The sequence below is a fragment of the Streptomyces stelliscabiei genome (assembly GCF_014873495.1).
GTDB lineage: Bacteria > Actinomycetota > Actinomycetes > Streptomycetales > Streptomycetaceae > Streptomyces > Streptomyces bottropensis.
Genome location: NZ_JADBGF010000001.1, coordinates 8,242,775 through 8,259,734, shown reverse-complemented (window position 1 = coordinate 8,259,734; position 16,960 = coordinate 8,242,775). Strand labels below are relative to the sequence as shown.

14 protein-coding genes and 1 pseudogene are annotated in these 16,960 nt (G+C 73.0%); 9 read left to right on the top strand and 6 right to left on the bottom strand.

Annotated elements, in window-relative coordinates; all coding sequences use genetic code 11:
- Positions 1-232: 232 nt before the first annotated feature.
- The 3 genes and pseudogenes from H4687_RS36290 to H4687_RS36285 all read right to left on the bottom strand — a co-directional run bounded on the left by H4687_RS36290 (position 233) and on the right by H4687_RS36285 (position 3,074).
- On the bottom strand, positions 233-511 hold the full coding sequence (locus tag H4687_RS36290) for a hypothetical protein (protein WP_046917530.1): 279 nt from the start codon (positions 509-511) through the stop codon (positions 233-235).
- Positions 512-1,162: 651 nt separating this feature from the next.
- Positions 1,163-1,255 (bottom strand): annotated as a pseudogene (locus tag H4687_RS48745) (HipA family kinase); the annotation flags it as partial.
- Positions 1,256-1,286: 31 nt separating this feature from the next.
- Positions 1,287-3,074 (bottom strand): IucA/IucC family protein, encoded by a 1,788-nt coding sequence (locus tag H4687_RS36285; RefSeq protein WP_225966929.1) that lies wholly within the window; start codon positions 3,072-3,074, stop codon positions 1,287-1,289.
- Positions 3,075-3,335: 261 nt separating this feature from the next.
- On the opposite strand from H4687_RS36285, the gene H4687_RS36280 reads away from it, so the two are divergent.
- The 3 genes from H4687_RS36280 to H4687_RS36270 all read left to right on the top strand — a co-directional run bounded on the left by H4687_RS36280 (position 3,336) and on the right by H4687_RS36270 (position 7,046).
- Positions 3,336-4,847: an IucA/IucC family protein gene (locus H4687_RS36280; RefSeq protein ID WP_046917528.1), complete on the top strand. Its 1,512-nt coding sequence runs from the start codon at positions 3,336-3,338 to the stop codon at positions 4,845-4,847.
- Between the two features lie 109 nt (positions 4,848-4,956).
- On the top strand, positions 4,957-6,228 hold the full coding sequence (locus tag H4687_RS36275) for a VWA domain-containing protein (protein WP_046917527.1): 1,272 nt from the start codon (positions 4,957-4,959) through the stop codon (positions 6,226-6,228).
- Positions 6,228-7,046: a hypothetical protein gene (locus tag H4687_RS36270; protein ID WP_046917526.1), complete on the top strand. Its 819-nt coding sequence runs from the start codon at positions 6,228-6,230 to the stop codon at positions 7,044-7,046. Before H4687_RS36275 ends, H4687_RS36270 begins: the two co-directional genes overlap by 1 nt.
- Positions 7,047-7,328: 282 nt before the next feature.
- On the opposite strand, the gene H4687_RS36265 is transcribed toward H4687_RS36270, so the two are convergent.
- On the bottom strand, positions 7,329-7,961 hold the full coding sequence (locus H4687_RS36265) for a winged helix-turn-helix transcriptional regulator (protein ID WP_050399339.1): 633 nt from the start codon (positions 7,959-7,961) through the stop codon (positions 7,329-7,331).
- Positions 7,962-8,046: 85 nt separating this feature from the next.
- Between H4687_RS36265 and H4687_RS36260 the strand changes: the two genes are divergently transcribed.
- Complete coding sequence (locus H4687_RS36260) at positions 8,047-9,255, top strand: pyridoxal phosphate-dependent aminotransferase (protein ID WP_050399338.1); 1,209 nt, start codon at positions 8,047-8,049, stop codon at positions 9,253-9,255.
- An 18-nt stretch (positions 9,256-9,273) separates the two neighbouring features.
- Here the strand turns inward: H4687_RS36260 and H4687_RS36255 are convergent, their stop codons facing one another.
- The gene (locus tag H4687_RS36255; RefSeq protein ID WP_046912722.1) at positions 9,274-9,927 is read right to left on the bottom strand and encodes a class I SAM-dependent methyltransferase; all 654 of its coding nucleotides are present in this window, start codon (positions 9,925-9,927) and stop codon (positions 9,274-9,276) included.
- Positions 9,928-10,050: 123 nt separating this feature from the next.
- Between H4687_RS36255 and H4687_RS36250 the strand changes: the two genes are divergently transcribed.
- The 4 genes from H4687_RS36250 (at position 10,051) to H4687_RS36235 (ending at position 12,431) form a co-directional block, all read left to right on the top strand.
- Positions 10,051-10,620, top strand: coding sequence for an HAD domain-containing protein (locus H4687_RS36250; RefSeq protein ID WP_046912723.1), 570 nt, complete (start codon positions 10,051-10,053; stop codon positions 10,618-10,620).
- Positions 10,621-10,629: 9 nt separating this feature from the next.
- The gene (locus tag H4687_RS36245) at positions 10,630-11,229 is read left to right on the top strand and encodes a histidine phosphatase family protein (RefSeq protein WP_046912724.1); all 600 of its coding nucleotides are present in this window, start codon (positions 10,630-10,632) and stop codon (positions 11,227-11,229) included.
- 46 nt (positions 11,230-11,275) lie between these two features.
- Positions 11,276-11,917 (top strand): hypothetical protein, encoded by a 642-nt coding sequence (locus tag H4687_RS36240; protein WP_046912725.1) that lies wholly within the window; start codon positions 11,276-11,278, stop codon positions 11,915-11,917.
- 91 nt (positions 11,918-12,008) lie between these two features.
- The gene (locus tag H4687_RS36235) at positions 12,009-12,431 is read left to right on the top strand and encodes an acyl-CoA thioesterase (RefSeq protein ID WP_046912726.1); all 423 of its coding nucleotides are present in this window, start codon (positions 12,009-12,011) and stop codon (positions 12,429-12,431) included.
- Positions 12,432-12,609: 178 nt separating this feature from the next.
- On the opposite strand, the gene H4687_RS36230 is transcribed toward H4687_RS36235, so the two are convergent.
- Complete coding sequence (locus H4687_RS36230; protein ID WP_046912727.1) at positions 12,610-14,301, bottom strand: peroxidase family protein; 1,692 nt, start codon at positions 14,299-14,301, stop codon at positions 12,610-12,612.
- A gap of 347 nt (positions 14,302-14,648) precedes the next feature.
- Between H4687_RS36230 and H4687_RS36225 the strand changes: the two genes are divergently transcribed.
- Positions 14,649-16,847, top strand: coding sequence for an alpha-N-acetylglucosaminidase (locus tag H4687_RS36225; RefSeq protein WP_046912728.1), 2,199 nt, complete (start codon positions 14,649-14,651; stop codon positions 16,845-16,847).
- Positions 16,848-16,960: the final 113 nt, after the last annotated feature.

Genomic DNA, 16,960 nt, shown 5'->3' with positions numbered 1-16,960 from the left:
AAGGGGCCTGCTTCACGAGCGCTCTGACGTAGCCGACCCTGAGGTGGCCCGGCCCGACGATCGCGTTCGTGATAGGGGCGAGGAACGTGAGTCGCGCCCCCGGTCCCGCACCGGACGTCGCCGCGGCGCACGACGCGGCTCGCGCCCGGTCCGCACCGGCGTTCCGTGCCGCGGGCGCGTTCCACAGGGCCTCGGCACGCGGATCCCACCGCTTACCGGGCCACTTGACTGGTCATCCACGGCGTTCGCGGTCCTGACGGTCCTCGCGCCGCCGGCGCGCCCGGTGCTGACGGCTGTAGCGGCGGTCCCAGCGGTCCTGACGATCCCGGCGGTTCTCGTAGTCCCGATAGTCACCGAGATCGGACCCGTCGCCATGGATCCAGCCTCCCCCACGCTCGCGGCCGTGGCGGGTGGCGACGAACAACATCACCGCCGCGGCCACCCACCAGAGGGGCTCTAGGAAGCCGAGGCCGAACAGGACCGCGATGAGGACGAAGAGCACGACGAACACGATGGGCCTCCCCAGGAACGGAACACAGCGTCGACGCCGGGGACTGGGGCCTCAGCCCACAGCGTAGCCCTGCGCAAGGGTCACGGATACCGTGCGAGGTCAACGCGTGCCGCCTTCCGTGAATGGCCGCTCGGCACCTGTCGGAAACCCGCCGCAAGGGCTAGCGTGCCAACTGCCGCCCCGGCCCCCGGCAGCGTCGCACCGCCCAGGCGCCCCGAGGGGGCGCACTCCGCGCATCGGTGCCGGAACCCGCGTCGTCACGAGCGAGGTCGCTCCCGCACGCGTCCGTCGTCGTATGACCCTGGCGCGCCCCCGATGTGCTCCAAGCGGGCATCAGCTGCTGCCCGCCGCGTCGCACATATCCCGCAGGCGGTACACATGTACGCGCTGATCCTTCCCGCTTCGACCCCCTTCGTGCTGCTTGCCGCCGTGATGGCCCTTTCCTGGTGGGAGGACCGCATCCTGCCGACGCCACCGGTCCAGGCTGCCGAAGCCCCCATGGAGGCTCCGCTCGCCCCGGGGGCCCCTGCCCGGCCCCCTGAACCCGTCCACGTCGAGCCCGCGTCGACACGGGACGTCGCCGGGCGTTGACCGGCAGCACGGCGTAGGGCTGCGCCACTCCGCAGCCCGCGCACAGCACGGCTCGCGGCCATACGTCCCCAGGTCGTCGGACTCGACGACCCCGCGCACGGAGCCGCCCTCGCGGAGCGGGGTCCATCGCACAGCAGTCACCGCGCGCAGCACACCCGTCACCGCGGATCGGGTGGGCGGGCGTTCAGACGGACGGTCGCCCCGCTCGGCCGGGCGTCCGCCTGACCGGGTTGGGCAGCGGCAGGTAGCGCGCGTCCGCGCCGTCCGCGCCGGTCCACCTCAGCAGCAGGTTCGTCTTGCCCGGCAGCGTGGGCGCGTCGAGGAGGCCGACGGCCTCGGGCACGTCGTCGTGGCGCGCCAACTGCCTCCGCACGGCGGGCCAGGGGTCGATCCCGGGGTGGTGTTCGACCAGGGCCGCGGCGATCTCCAGGAGGTTGTTGACGAAGAGGCAGTAGACCAGCCGCTCCCAGCCCGCCTCGCGTGTCACGTCCGGGAGGAGCTTCACGCCCTCGGCGTCCCGGTACAGGGCCCGCACGGCCGTTCCCGAGGAGTCGCAGGCGATGAGGGTGTTCTGCAGGTGGGCCTCCAGGACGACACCGTGGTCGTGGAAGGCGGCGAGGGCCGGGGGGACGACCGCGCGCAGATACGCCTCCCACCAGGCGCCGGGGTCGGCGGCACGGGCCAGCGGGTTGTCCGGGAAGGCGTCGGCGTCCTCGGTGAGGGCGGCGGCGAGGAAAGGGGTCGTGCCGGGGGGCACATGGCCGCGCAGGCCGTCCCGGACCAGGACCGCCAGCTCCTCGAAGGCGAAGTCGGCGGTGCGGTAGCCGCGGTCGCTCAGCCAGGCGCCGGGCGCCCCGCCGAAGGCCTCGGTGACCGCACGGTCGGTCCGGCGCAGCCTGAGCAGATCGTGGCGCCACAGGCGGCGGATGTCGTTGGTGATCCGCACGTCCAGGCTGAACTTGAGAAAGAGGTCGGGGGCGACCGGCCCGGATGCGGGCGGTGCCTCGGGCACGTACAGCGTGCGGATCGCCGCCGTCGGCCACGCCTCGGCGTCCGTCCGGCCCAGTCGGACGAGGCGGCCGTCGGCGAAGGCGTCGGTCAACTCACCGCCCAAAAGGTCCAGTTGCCAGGGATGGGCCGGAAGGAGCCGGTAGCCGGGCGGGGCCGTGCCCAGCGCGTCGAGGGCGCTGGTGTCCCCCTCCTCGACCACCGTGTCCGCACGGACCCCGAGGAGGACCAGTGGGAACGCGGCGTACACCTCGGGCGCGTAGGGCAGCCAGCCGGTGACCGGGCCGCCGCCGCGGGCCTTGGGGGCGGGGTGGAACGGGTGACCGGTGATCAGGGACTGCTCGGAGCGCCGGTACGGGTCCTCGGGCGCCGGTGTGCGGGCGCGCGCGGCGAGGAGAGCGGCCACCGCCTCGCGGCTGTCGAGCATCTCGGCGGGCAGTTCGGAGTTGGACAGACCGGTGAGGGCGCGGAGTTCCCCGGCGGTGAGGTCGACGAGTTCGGTGTGGTCGAGCGCCTGCCAGGCACCCGCCGAGCGCACCTCGGGGTGCGTGGGGCGCCGGGTACCGCGCACCCGCAGAAGCCGCCCCCCGGCCCGGAGACGATGCACCATGACCCCACCCGACGACGCGACGGGCTCCGCCGCTTCCCGCAGAAGACAGTTGAGCAGCGGAGCGGCGGCATGGGCGTCGGCGGCGAGACCGAGGGCGTCATCGGGGTCGTCCCCGGACGGGACGCCGCCGCCGTGAGCCCGGCCGACACCATCACGGGACAGGACACCCGCGTCGCGACCCGCCGGGCCGCTCCCGCCGCCGGGCGGGACGTCGCCTCCGCGAACCGGACATGTACCGCCGCCGGACGGATCGGGGGCGGCGGCGGACGGATCGGGGGTGACGTCGGGCGAATCGGGGGTGACGCCGGGCGGGCCGGGGGTGCCACGAGGCGGGTCGGTGTCCACGGGGTCCATTCGTTCCTTACGGTGCACTCGTGATCAGTATGTCTGCCCGTCGCGCAGCCTCGCGACGCTGCCGGGTGCGGTTCCGGCGGGAGACTGCCGCGGGCCGTCCCGTCCGGGGGCGGGCCGTGCGCGTCGGCGTCGCGAAGCGTCCACGTGGGGCTGCGCCGCGCTGCCGTCCGGCGTCGCGGCGGAGGCGGGCGGGCAGTGGTCGTACGCCTATGTCGATGCCGATGCGGGTTCCGTGCCCGTCCCTCACCGAGGAGCCCGTCCGTGGACCGTCACCCGTTGTCCGACGCCGAGGCGGCGCTGGGCGCCGAATTGGGCGCCGTACGCCCCGATCTGACGCTGCCGTACACCGCCGCCCTGCCCGGCGCCCGGGCGGCGGTGCTGTCCCGGCTGTGGCGCGGCCTCGTGCACGAGCCGCTGCCGTGGGTGGTACGCCGGGACGCGGCCGGGGGCGACGGGGTCACGCTCCACCTGGCCGACGGCCGCCGGCTGCACGGCCCGGCCGTGGACCCGTACGGCACGGCCGCGCACACCGCGGAGGTGTGGCTCGACGAGCGGTGCTACGACCGTCCCGCGCGGCTCATGACCGCCCTGGCGGTGCCGCACAGCGCGGCCTTCGCGGTCGAACTCGACCACAGCGTGGCCTCGTTGGCGCTGTCCCGCGCCGACCGGGCGGAGTCCGTCGCCGACCCGGTCACCAGTTGGGAGTGGGAGCAGCGGATCGTCGACGGCCACCCCTTCCATCCCAACTGCCGTTCCCGGCCCGGGTTCTCGGCCGGCGACCAGCTCTCCTACGGGCCCGAGCACCGGCAGGTCGTACGGCTGGGGCTGGCCCCGGTGGAGGACGCGCTGGTCGTCGGGGAGTGGCCGGCCGAGTTCCGGGACGGTGGGCGGGTGCTGGTTCCGGTGCATCCGTGGCAGGCGGCCCATGTGCTCAAGTGCCCGCCGGGGATGCCGGGTGAGGTGATCGAGGCGCATCCGCTGATGTCCCTGCGCACCCTCGCCCTCGCGGACGGCGGCCCGCACGTCAAGACCGCGCTGAGCGCCCGGCTGACCTCGTCCGTCCGGGACATCTCGGTCTACTCGATCGAGACGTCCGCGATCGTGTCGGACTTCATGACGGAGGTCGCCGCCCGCACCGAGGGACTGCTGCACGTCACGCGCACCCTCGGCGCGGTCACCGCCGGTTCACCCGATCTCGCGGCCGTGCTGCGGGAATCGCCGGAGACGTACGCGGACACGGCGACCGGCGAGCGGGTCCTGCCGGTGGCCGCGCTCGCGGCGACCGGGCTGCCCCGGTCGCCGTCCTGGCTGGCGGACTTCGCCCGTCTCGCCCTCACGGTCTCCCTCCGGCTCCTCGACCTGGGCGTGGCCCTGGAGGCGCACGGCCAGAACCTCCTGGTGGTCCTGTCCCCCTCGGGTGCCCCCCGCCGGCTCGTCTACCGGGACCTCGCGGACATCCGGGTCAGCCCCGCCCGCCTCGCCCGGCACGGCATCCCCGCCCCGGCCATGACCGGCCGCATCATCACGGACGACGAGGCCACACTGCGCCGCAAGCTGTTCGGCGCCCTGATCACGGGCACGCTGGGCGCGACGGCCGGTTCGACGCCCGTGCTGCGCGAGGCGCTGTCCGCCGCCGTACGGGATCTGCCGCGCACGCCCGATCTGCGCACGTTGCTGGAGGGGCCCGTACCGACGAAGGCGTTGACGCTGATGCGCCTTTCGCCGGAGCGGCCCGGCGACATCTGGGCCGAGATGCCGAGTCCGCTGAGGTGAGCGGCGGGGCCGAAAGGGGCCGTGCTCGCGTGCCGTCCGCCCGGTGAACGGATCGTCAACAGGCGGTCTCGTTTTGAAGCGTGGCCCTCCGGATCAATAGGATCCGCCGATGATCACAAGACAAAGGCTGGCGACAGGGGCGTTCGTCCTGCTCGCCGTCCTGACGGCCGGGATCGCGGTCCCTTCCACGGCAGTCGCCGACGAGATCTCGGCCACCGCGCCCAAGGTCAACCTCCTGCTGGACGTCAGCGGTTCGATGCGGGCCAAGGACATCGACGGCCAGTCCCGCATGTCCGCGGCGAAGCAGGCGTTCAACGAGGTACTGGACGCCACGCCCGAGGAGGTCCAGCTCGGCATCCGCACCCTGGGCGCCAACTACCCGGGGGACGACCGGAAGACGGGCTGCAAGGACACCGCGCAGCTCTATCCGGTGGGGCCGCTGGACCGTACCGAGGCGAAGACGGCGGTGGCGACGCTCGCCCCGACCGGCTGGACCCCGATCGGCCCGGCGCTGCTGAAGGCGGCCGACGACCTGGAGGGCGGCGAGGGCACCAAGCGCATCGTGCTGATCAGCGACGGCGAGGACACCTGCGCCCCGCTCGACCCGTGCGAGGTGGCCCGGGAGATCGCGGCGAAGGGCATCGGCCTGACCATCGACACGCTCGGCCTGGTCCCGAACGCCAAGATGCGGCTCCAGCTGAGCTGTATCGCGGAGGCGACCGGCGGCACGTACACCTCGATCGAGCACGGTGACGAACTCACCGACCGCGTCAATCAGTTGGTCGACCGCGCCGCCGACCCGGTGGTCGTGCCGAAGGCCGTCGAGGGCGCCGAGGCGTGCGCGAAGGCGCCGACGCTCACGTCGGGGCTGTACACCGACCGTGAGGAGTTCGGCCGGCAGCGCTGGTACCGGGTGGACGTGAAGCCCGGCCAGGAGCTGCGCGCCTCGGTGAGCGTCGCGGCCGACCGTGACGTCAACCCGGACTACGGGGTGCTGCTGCGCGCGGTGACCACCAAGAACCGCGAGATCGTGCGCGGTGAGTCGGCCGGGAACGGCCGTACGGACGTCATCTCGACCGGGCTGCGCTACCCGAAGGCGGAGGCCGAGGACGCGGACGACGCCACGGACGGCGCCGAGACCGTGTGTCTGCAGGTGACCCACGCCTACTCGCCGGCGGCCGGTGTGAAGACCACGCCCGGTCTGCCGCTCGAAATCACCGTCGACGTCGTCGAAGGCCCCGACCGGGCGGGCGATGTGGCCTCCTTCGGCCTCGGCCGCGGCTGGTGGCTGCTCGGTGTGCTGGTGCTCGCCGGGTTCCTGGCGGGTGTGCTGTGGGGCTGGCTGTCACGCTGGCGGCTCGCGGTCTGGAGGACCAACTGATGCGGATCACACGTGTGCTGGGCGCTGCCCTGCTGATGCTGGGTCTGGCCGTCTCCCCGGCCGTCGCCGACACCACCCCCTCCGCGAGCCCCGCGAAGGACGGTGACGCGCCCACGAAGGCGGGCACCTCCTTCCGTACGGCCACGGAGTTCGAGCAGGGGCAGACCGCGACGGCGAGCGCCTCGACCGGCGACTACCTGTACTGGTCGTTCCCGGCCGACGCCGGCCAACGGCCCACCGTACGGGCGACCGTGAAGCTGCCCGAGGGCGCCGGGTCCGCCTCCACCTGGCAGATCGACGTGTACGACGGGCTGCGGCGCCGCCAGGCCTGTCAGTACGGTGCGCAGACCCGGACCGCCGGGGCGGGGGCGGCCTCCGTCGAGCTGTCCTGCACCCTGCGCACGGTGCGTGCCTGGTCGGAGCCGTGGGCCGACGATCCGCTGCCGGGCACGTACTACGTCCGCCTCACCACGGTCCGGGTGGCCACGGCCGATCTGGGGCTGCCCGTCGGCACCGAGGTCGAGGTCGAGTCGAAGGACATGGGCGGGGCCGCGGCCGTCGACGGTTCGCTGGCGCGGCCGTTGGTGCCCGGGGTCGCCGTCACCTCCGCGCGGGAGGACGCCGAGGACGACTCCTCCACGGTGGCCGCCCTGTCCTCCCTCGAACCCGACGACGGCTGGTCCTCGGGCTGGTGGAGCGACCGCTGGGTCTGGACGGCGCTGGGCGCCGCGCTGGCCGCGTTGGCGGGTATCGGCGGCTACACCCTGACCCGAGGCACAGGCCGCCCGACCCGGGTACCGCCGCCCCCGGGCGCCTGACCGGTGGCTGCAGGCCCGCCGAACCGTGTTCCACGGTTCGGCGGGCTTTTCGCTGCCCCTCGCCCCCGTCCGCGCGCCCGGCCGGGCTTCTCGCGCAGTTCCCCGCGCCCCTGAAAAGCAGAGGCTTCGCCCCGTGCTTTTCCCGTCGGCCCCATCGGCCCATCGGCCCCACCGGCCCCTTCAGATCCCCGGGCCTGAGCTTTCAGGCCCGCAGGGCCTGGGTTTTGGAGGAGCGGGGAACTGCGCGAGAAGCCCCGCCGGGCCCGCGGTCGACGATGAACCTCAGGCGTCCCGCAGCTCCTTCGCCAGCGCCCCCTCCCCCGTCACCTCGACCAACCCCCGCCGCACAGCCTCACGCAACCCCAGCTCCCCCCGGCCGAGCACACCGCAGGTGCCCGCGTCGAGGGACAGGCGCGCGTCCGCCTCCCCCGGCGCGGCCCCCTCCCCGTACACCGGCCCGTCCCCGGCGCCCACCCGCACGTGGAACTCCCCCTCCTCCAGCCGGACTTCGACCAGCCCCGCGCTGCCCCCCTCCAGCGCGCGCAGCAACGGCAGCGCGAACCAATGGGCCCGCACGGCGTCGGTGGGCCGACGCTCCCCGAGCACGGACTCCCCCCACTCCCCGAGCGCCTGCAGCACCGGCAGCAACTCCCGCCCGCGCGGGGTGACTTCGTAGACGTAGGCCGCACCCGGCGGCGGCAGCCGGCGGCGCGTGGTCAGCCCGTCCCGCTCCATGTCCTTCAGCCGCGACGCGAGGACGTCCGTGCTGACCCCCGGCAGGTCCGCGTGCAGGTCCGTGTAGCGACGCGGCCCGGCCAGCAGCTCCCGCACGATCAGCAGGGTCCAGCGGTCCCCGACGAGGTCGAGCGCCCGCGCGGCGGAGCAGTACTGGTCGTAGCTTCGGCGAGGTGACATGGAACGCAGTCTAGACATGTCGTTGGACTTTCCAAGCACCTACTTGGTAAAACCAAGCAACACACGAACCGGAGGGCGAGGGCGCATGGAGTTCCGGCAGTCGAGCAAGCTCAGCGAGGTCTGTTACGAGATCCGCGGCCCCGTGATCGAGCACGCCAACGCACTGGAGGAGGCGGGCCACAGCGTCCTGCGCCTCAACACGGGCAACCCCGCCCTCTTCGGTTTCGAGGCACCGGAGGAGATCCTCCAGGACATGATCCGGATGCTCCCCCGGGCCCACGGCTACACGGACTCGCGCGGCATCCTCTCGGCCCGCCGCGCGGTCGCCCAGCGCTACCAGGACCGCGGCCTCGACGTGGACGTGGACGACGTCTTCCTCGGCAACGGCGTCTCCGAGCTGGTCTCCATGGCCGTACAGGCGCTGATCGAGGACGGCGACGAGATCCTGATCCCCGCCCCCGACTTCCCCCTGTGGACGGCGGTCACCACCCTCGCCGGCGGCAAGGCGGTCCACTACCTCTGCGACGAGCGGGCCGACTGGTACCCGGACCTCGACGACATGGCGTCGAAGATCACCGACCGCACCCGGGCCGTCGTCATCATCAACCCCAACAACCCCACCGGCGCGGTGTACCCGAAGGAGATCATCGAGGGCATCCTCGACCTCGCCCGCCGCCACGGCCTGATGGTCTTCGCCGACGAGATCTACGACCAGATCCTCTACGACGACGCCGTGCACCACTCGGCCGCCGCGCTCGCCCCCGACCTGGTCGTCCTCACCTTCTGCGGCCTGTCGAAGACCTACCGCGTCGCGGGCTTCCGCTCCGGCTGGCTGGTCGTCACCGGCCCCAGGCAGCACGCCCGCAACTACCTGGAGGGCCTGACGATGCTGGCCTCCATGCGGCTGTGCGCCAACGCGCCCGCCCAGTACGCCATCCAGGCCGCCCTCGGCGGCCGCCAGTCCATCACCGACCTCACCACACCCGGCGGCCGCCTGTACGAACAGCGCGACGTGGCCTGGGAGAAGCTCAACGAGATCCCCGGCGTCTCCTGCGTGAAGCCCCAGGGCGCCCTCTACGCCTTCCCCCGGCTCGACCCCAAGGTCCACAAGATCCACGACGACGAGAAGTTCGTCCTCGACCTGCTCCTGCGCGAGAAGATCCAGGTCGTCCAGGGCACCGGCTTCAACTGGCCCACCCCCGACCACTTCCGCATCCTCACCCTCCCCCACGCGGACGACCTGGACGCGGCGATCAGCCGGATCGGCCGGTTCCTGAGCGGGTACCGGCAGTAGCGGCCCCGGTCGCCCGCGTCATTCCTCGGCCTTGCGGGCCAGCAACTGGACCTCCTGGAACTGCCTGCGGTCGGTGGGCTGCGGCTCGCGCACCATCCGGGCGACCTCGGCCAGCCCGGACGCGCGCAGCAGCGCGGCGAGGTGATCGGGCCACCACCGGTGGGCGGGCGCGACGGTGTGATCGAAGACCTGCGTGGGGTGGGACGGCCCCTCGCTCGCCGAGAAGCCGATGAGCAGGTGCCCACCGGGCGCCAGCACGCGGTGGAACTCCCCGAGGAGGACGGGGACCTCGTGCGGCGGGGTGTGGATGATGGACCAACGCGACAGTACGCCGCCGAGCGCACCGTCCGCGATGTCCAACGCGGCCATCGAGCCCACCTCGAACCGCAGCCCGGGGTGGGCCCGCCGGGCCAGCTCGACCATCGCGGGCGAGGCGTCGACCCCGAACGCCTCCAGTCCCGACTCGGCGAGATGGGCGGTGACATGGCCGGGCCCGCACCCCAGGTCCGCGACAAGACCGCCCCCGCACGCCCGCGCGACCTCGGCGAAGGCACCCAGGATCGCGCGGTCCAGGGGTCTGTCCCGCAGCGAGTCGCCGAACAGCCGCGCATAGGTCGAGGCGACGGCGTCGTAGGCGTCGCGTGTGGCAGCGAGGACATCGTGGTCGACCATGCCCGCGACAGTAGTCGCCCGCTCAGCGGTGCGCCGGAGGAACGTCGGTGCGCTTCGCCCCCGTCACGGAGACGGTCGAACGGCGCGCGCGAGGCGTCGGCTCGACCTGGGTAGACCCTTCCCATGACGAGCCGACCCCTGCTCCTCCTCGATGTCGACGGCCCCCTCAATCCCTTCGGCGCCCGGCTGTGGCGTCCCCGTGGCTATGTGACCCGGCGGGTGCATCCCACGAACTGGTCCTCCCGGCAGAAACCGGGGTCCCGCCGGCTGCGCCGGGGCCTGCGGATCCGGTTGAACCCGGCGCACGGGGAGCGACTGCTCGCACTGCCCTACGAGTTGGCGTGGGCCACGACCTGGATGCACGAGGCCAACGAGATGATCGGGCCGGTGATCGGGCTGCCGCGCGATCTGCCGGTCATCGAGTTCGGCAACCTCTTCGCCACGGACGCCGACGGGCTGTACTGGAAGACCCGGCGGGTCCTGGAGTGGGCGGCGGGACGGCCGTTCGTCTGGGTCGACGACATGATCACCGACCTCGACGTACGGCACGTGGCCGAGCACCACGGCACACCGGCCCTGCTGCTGCGGATCGATCCGCGCCGGGGGCTGCGGGAGCAGGAGTTCACGGAGCTGGAGCGGTGGGCCCACGCCCTGGGGGGCGGCCGGGATGGCGTCGGTGCGGCGGGCTCGTAGCCTGGGGGCATGGGTGATCTTCTTCTGGTGCGGCACGGCGAGACCGAGTGGTCGGCGTCCGGGCAGCACACCAGCTGGACCGACATCTCACTGACGGACCACGGCCGCGAGCAGGCGAGCGGTCTCGCCCCGCTGCTCGCCTCGCACCGCGTCGGCACCGTCTTCGTGAGTCCTCTGAAGCGGGCCCGGGAGACCGCGGAGCTGGCCGGGCTCACCGGCGCGCGCGTCGACGCGGATCTCGTCGAGTGGGACTACGGCGGGTACGAGGGCGTCACGACCGTCGAGATCCATCGCACCCGGCCGGAGTGGTTCCTGTTCACGGACGGGGTCGCGCCCGGTCCACCGGAGCATCCCGGGGAGAGCCCGGAGGAGGTCGGGGCGCGCGCCGACCGGATGCTGGCGAAGGCGCACGCGGCGCTGGCCAACAGCGAGGGGAGCGTGGTGCTCGTGGCGCACGGGCACGTCCTGCGAGTCCTCACGGCCCGCTATCTCGGCCTGCCCGCCTCCGGCGGCGCGCTGTTCCAGCTGGCCACGGGCACGGTCTGCCGCCTCGGCACGGAGCACGGACGCCCGGTCGTCGCGGGCTGGAATGTCAGACCCCCCTCGTAGTCTTCGCGTGGGGTGACCCCAGCGGGCTCGGGTGAGGGAGGGTGCCGTGACACGACCGCCGACCGCCGCGCAGCGGCGGATCATCGACACCGCCGAGCCGGTGACCGGGCGGCTGACGGGTACGCAGGCGCAGCTCGCCGCGCTGGTGAAGCGGGGGCTGGCCTTCCGGCATCCGCGCCCGCCGCACGACCACTTCCTGACGCCGGCCGGCCACCGGGTACGGGAGACGGCACCGGTCGACGCCGCTCGGGCGGCTCCGGAGCAACCCGCCCCCACCGAGAGCGGGGTCTTCGCCGCGCGGGTCGGGGGTGAGGAGACCACGGCCGGGGGCCCGGCCCGCGACCGTGAGGTGCACAGCGCCTGGCAGGGGCTCCTGGAGCTGCGCCGGATGACCAGTCCGGGCGGCTTGATGGACCGTCCCTGCGACTGGGAGCGCACACATCTGGTGCGGGCCGCCGCGCTGGCGCTGGAGGCCGCGGGTCACCGGCCGGCGGGCGCTGACCCGGCGGGCGGGGGTTACCGCGTGCGGGCCACCCCCCAGCCGGAGGCCGTCGCCGTGCGGGAGCCGGACACGGCGGCGCTGGGGGCCTGCGCGGCGACGCTGGAGAAGGCCGGCTGGCAGGTGAGCGAGCACACCGATCCGCGCACCCGGGAGCGGTATCTGCTGGCCTCACCGAGACGGGCCTAGCGGCGGGCCGGGCGAGGAGCTGAGCAAGCGCTCAGTAAAGTGGTGCGCGCGTTCCGTTCGCTTCAGCCGCAAGCCTCAGTAGGGGGAAGTCATGGCCGAGCCGTTCTCCGTTCCGGTGACCGTGCGGGGATACGAGACCGATGTGCAGGGGCACCTGAACCAGAGCGTGTACCTGCAGTACGGCGAGCACGCGCGCTGGTCGCTGTTGCAGGCCGCCGGCATTCGCCAGGCCGACCTGATGGCGAAGGGCGTCGGGCCCGTGGCGCTGGAGACGACCATCAGCTACCGGCGTGAACTGCTGGCCGGCGACGAGGTCGAGGTGAGTTGCGTCTTCGTCTGGGGTGAGGGCAGGACGTTCCGCATCGAGCAGACCGTGCGCAGGACGGACGGCACCGTCGCGGCCGAGATCGCCGGCGTGGGCGGCCTGATGGACCTCAGGCTCCGCAAGCTGGTGGCCGACCCGCGGGCGTACTTCCGGGCGCTGGCGAAGGATCCCTCGCTGTTCGGACTGTGAGGACGCACATCGCCGACCGGGCCGCGGGCGGGGTCGCCCGCGGCCCGGTCGGCGGCCGTCGCGTCCCGACGTCCGGTCCGCACCCGGACGGGATGCGTGCCGGAAGGGACGCGTACCGGAAGGGACGTGCGCCGGACGGGGCGCGTGCCGGAGGGGACGCGTGGCGGAGGGTGTGCGCTCAGCCCAGAGGGTTGAGCAGCTCCGGGTCGTTCTCGAAGGCGAAGAGGAGCAGGTCCGTCATCGTGAACCTGCCCTTGCGGTGGGACGGGAGGCTGGGTCGCCAGCCCGGGTGCTTCACGATCGACCTCCGGCTGCCCTCGATCGCACGGTGGAAGACCTCGGCGACGAGGGTGCCGCCGACGCCGGTGAGCCTGCCGGGGCGGGCCTCGTTCACCTCGGCCTCGCGCAGGACGTAGAACCACAGCGGTGTGTGCTCCACGAGCTGGGCGCGCTCGGTGTCGGTGAGGCCGTCCAGCACGGCGCCGCCGTTGCCCCGCAGGATCTGGTCCTCCGTCAGCTGCTTGAGGCCCATCCGGGCGGCCAGTTGCGGCCCGGTGGCCAGCTCGACCATGGCGGCCCGCGTGAGGTTGCGGAAGGCGAGGTTGCGCTGGATCGGCGGCGGGGCCGAACGGCCACGACCGTCGAACGTGCCGGTCGGCAGGGTGGACAGCGGGTCGACGAGGAGCGTGTCGAGACGCTTGGCGGTGTTGAACTCGCCCGCGGGCACGACCAGGTCGTCCCGGCCGATCTCACCGAAGTCGAACAGCCGCCGGAAGTCGACGATCCAGTTGCTCGGCAGCCGCAGGTTCTCCCCCGAGTTCGGGTCGTCGAGGTCGCTCAGGTCGCCCGGGCCCGGCGTGAGGTTGCCCGCCGTGCCGCTGAACCGGAACAGCAGCCCGAGCGAGGCGATCGGGCCGGGACCGCCCGCGCGGAACACGCTGTTCCACTGGTAGGCCCCGCGCACCATGCTGTGTCCGAGCCGGTAGGCGGCGACGGAGAACTCGATCGGCATCGTCGGCAGGTCTCCCGGCCGGGTGTAGCCGGGGCGTTCGAAGTGCCGGCGTCCTCGGGTGAAGACGCGCTCGACGATGTCCGGGTCGACGATGCGGGGCAGGAAGTCGGTGCGCAGCACCCACTGGTAGTGCTTCACGACGAGGTCCCGGGCCGCCTGGAACAGCCGGTGCTCGGGCACTCCGCGCTCCGCGAGGTGGTCGACGACGCGGTTGTGGAAGCGGATGAACGCCAGGTGGATCTGGCCGACGGCCAGGTTCTCGTCGTTGCGCGCGTCCGGGATGAGCGCGGCACGCTGGTCCGCGCGGGTGCCGCCGGCCGCCGCGCCGGCCCTCGGCAGATCGAAGCCCTCGTGGTCGGTGTTGGACGTCGACTCGGGCGGGAAGCCCACCCCGAGCGTGGTGCCCGTCCGCAGCCGCCCGCCGGACTCGTAGAAGCGGGCGCTGCTGCTGTGGTGCGGGCCCAGACCGTAGAGCGAGTCGAGGTCGAGGGCGGGGCTGCGGCCCTGTACCAGATCCTCGACCGGGACCGGCTCGCCCAGCCCCACCTGGGTGCGGTCCAGGGTCAGGTCGTGGTCGACGAACTGACCGAGGTAGGTGAAGCCCGCCGGGACCGCCTTGCCGCCGAGATCCCCCGAGTCGGGGTCGACGCCGCCCGTGCCCGTGGTCATGGCCTCGGCGAGCTTGGCGCGGAGCGCCTCGTCGAGCTGGACCCCCTTCCCGCCGAACCGGGAGAAGCGGAAGGCCATCTGCTGCTCGGTCGCGCTCGGTACGCGCGCGACCGCCTCCCCCTTCTCGAACTCCAGGATCCGGCCCTCGTCGACGACGTAGTAGGTCTCGCGATGGTGTCGATGCACCATGGGTGTCCCCGTTCTGTCCCCCTGCTCCGCGAACGGTCATAACCGGATCTACCGGTTCTCTCCGTCGGTACCGGCCCCCACCGGACGCGAAGCGATCATTCGGATGAATCCCTGTTTCCCGACAACGCGCCGTCCGCGACGAGGGGTTCCCGAACCAGGAGATCTACGCGTATCAATCTACTCATATCGACGTAGCGTCGGGTCGTCGCACCGGCCCCGAGATCCAGGCGCGGCGGAAGGAGTCGTTCATGCCGGTTTCTCCCCCGTGTGGCCCTGTGTCTGCGCACACGTGCGGTTTCGGCGGGTATTCCTCCCACGGCGTACCCCCACCGCACCCCGGAGACACCATGCCGCTCGCCCGCCGTGCCCTGCTCGCCGCCCTCGCCGCCACTCCCGCGGTCGCCTGCGCCCCGGCCCGCGCGATCCCCTCGGACGACACCCCACGGGCCGACAAGGCGCTGCGTACGGCCTCGGCGGCGGCCCGGCGGCTGCTGCCGGACCACTGGCGCCAGATCACGTTCACGGACACCAGGGAGCTCGACACCTTCCGCGTGTCGGGGAGCACCGGGCGCGTCACCGTCGCCGGCGACACACCGGCCACGCAGCTCACCGGCCTCAACTGGTACTTGCGGCACATCGCGTACGCCGAGATCAACTGGGCGGGAGAGCAGACGAACCTCCTGCCGCGCGAGCTGCCCGGCCTCGACGGCACGGTCGCCCGGCAGGCCAACGTCACCCACCGCTTCGCCCTGAACGACACCAACGACGGCTACACGGGCGCGTACCTGGACTGGACCTACTGGGAGCGCGAGCTGGACGTGCTGGCGCTGCACGGCTACAACGAGGTTCTCGTCTACGCGGGCGCGGACGCGCTGTACCACCGGGTGTTCCAGGAGTTCGGGTACGGGGAGGAGGAGCTGCGGACGTGGGTGCCGGGCCCGGCCCATCAGCCGTGGTGGCTGCTGCAGAACCTGTCGGCCTTCCCGTCCCCCGTCTCCCGGCAGCTCCTGGACGCGCGGGCCGTCCTCGGACGCCGGATCGCCGACCGGGCCCGTGAGCTGGGGATGACACCGGTGTTCCCCGGTTACTTCGGGACGGTCCCGGCCGGGTTCGCGGAGCGGGTCCCGGGGGCGCGGACCGTCTCGCAGGGCGAGTGGATGGGTTTCGCGCGCCCCGACTGGCTGGACCCGCGCACGGACGAGTTCGCGCGGGTGGCCGCGGCCTTCTACCGGGTGCAGGACGAGATGTTCGGCCCCTCGTCCCTGTACAAGATGGATCTGCTGCACGAAGGCGGCGACCCGGGTGACGTGCCCGTCGCCGACGCGGCGAAGGGTGTCGAGCGGGCGCTGCGGCGGTCCCGCCCCGGGGCCACGTGGGTGATCCTCGGCTGGCAGCACAACCCGCCGCGCGCGATCGTCGACGCGGTCGACAAGCAGCACATGCTCGTCGTCGACGGACTCTCCGACCGCTTCCCCACGGTCACCGACCGCGAGGCCGACTGGGGCGACACCCCGTACGCGTTCGGGTCGATCTGGAACTTCGGCGGGCACACCGCGCTGGGCGCGAACACCCCCGACTGGGCCGCGCTGTACGAGAAGTGGCGCACCAAGGACGGCAGCACGCTGCACGGGATCGCCCTGATGCCGGAGGCGGCGGACAACAACCCGGCCGCCTTCGCCCTCTTCTCCGAACTCGCCTGGAGAGAGGGCGAGTTGGACCTCAAGACCTGGTTCGCCGAGTGGGCGCACGCGCGGTACGGGGCCCGTGACCCGCATGCCGAGGCGGCCTGGGACATCCTGCGCCGCACCGCGTACGGCACCACGCGCGCCGACTCCTGGAGCGAGGGCGCCGACGGCCTGTTCGGCTCCCGGCCCGCGCTGAACGCCGTACGGGCGGGCCGCTGGTCGCCCAAGCAACTCCGTTACGACGCGGCCGACTTCGAGCCCGCGCTCGGCGAGATGCTGCGGGTACGGCCGGAGCTGCGGGCGTCCTCCGCGTACCGCCGCGACCTGCTCGACGTGGCCCGTCAGGCCCTGTCCAACCGCAGCCGGGTCATGCTGCCGCAGATCAAGGCCGCGTACGACGCCGAGGACGCCACGCGGCTGGCGACGGCGAGCCGTGACTGGCTCTCCCTCATGGACCTGCTGGACGAGCTGGTGGCCACCGACTCCCGTCATCTGCTGGGGCGTTGGGTCGCGGACGCCCGCTCCTGGGGTGCGGGCGCGGCCGAGCGGACGGAGCTGGGTTACGACAACCTGTCGCTGCTCACCGTGTGGGGGACGCGGGAGGGCGCGGACGCGGGACTGCGGGACTACGCCAACCGGGAGTGGGCGGGGCTGGTCGGCGGGCTGTACCGGTTGCGCTGGTCGACGTACTTCGAGGAGCTGCGGGCCGCGCTGGCGGCGGGCCGGGCACCGAAGAAGATCGACTGGTTCGCCCTGGAGGACCGTTGGGCGCGGAATCCGGGGCCGCTCGCGACCGAGCCGACCGGGGACACGTACGCGGTCGCGACACGCGTCCGGGAGCGGCTCACCGCGCTCTCCTGAGCCCCGCGGCACAGCAGGCCCACGGTGATGTCACACGAGAGCGGGCCGCTCCGGGGCACGCGTGGACGCGCGCCCCGGAGACGGCTGCCGTGGACCTCGCCGGGTCCACGGCT

Bases quoted from the DNA above. Each gene is read 5' to 3' on its own strand.
- H4687_RS36275 (WP_046917527.1), top strand. From the start codon at position 4,957: ATGATCACAAGACAAAGGCTGGCGACAGGGGCGTTCGTCCTGCTCGCC.
- H4687_RS36270 (WP_046917526.1), top strand. From the start codon at position 6,228: ATGCGGATCACACGTGTGCTGGGCGCTGCCCTGCTGATGCTGGGTCTG.
- H4687_RS36230 (WP_046912727.1), bottom strand. From the start codon at position 14,301: ATGGTGCATCGACACCATCGCGAGACCTACTACGTCGTCGACGAGGGC.
- H4687_RS36265 (WP_050399339.1), bottom strand. From the start codon at position 7,961: ATGTCACCTCGCCGAAGCTACGACCAGTACTGCTCCGCCGCGCGGGCG.
- H4687_RS36245 (WP_046912724.1), top strand. From the start codon at position 10,630: ATGGGTGATCTTCTTCTGGTGCGGCACGGCGAGACCGAGTGGTCGGCG.
- H4687_RS36225 (WP_046912728.1), top strand. From the start codon at position 14,649: ATGCCGCTCGCCCGCCGTGCCCTGCTCGCCGCCCTCGCCGCCACTCCC.
- H4687_RS36255 (WP_046912722.1), bottom strand. From the start codon at position 9,927: ATGGTCGACCACGATGTCCTCGCTGCCACACGCGACGCCTACGACGCC.
- H4687_RS36260 (WP_050399338.1), top strand. From the start codon at position 8,047: ATGGAGTTCCGGCAGTCGAGCAAGCTCAGCGAGGTCTGTTACGAGATC.
- H4687_RS36250 (WP_046912723.1), top strand. From the start codon at position 10,051: ATGACGAGCCGACCCCTGCTCCTCCTCGATGTCGACGGCCCCCTCAAT.
- H4687_RS36235 (WP_046912726.1), top strand. From the start codon at position 12,009: ATGGCCGAGCCGTTCTCCGTTCCGGTGACCGTGCGGGGATACGAGACC.
- H4687_RS36285 (WP_225966929.1), bottom strand. From the start codon at position 3,074: ATGGACCCCGTGGACACCGACCCGCCTCGTGGCACCCCCGGCCCGCCC.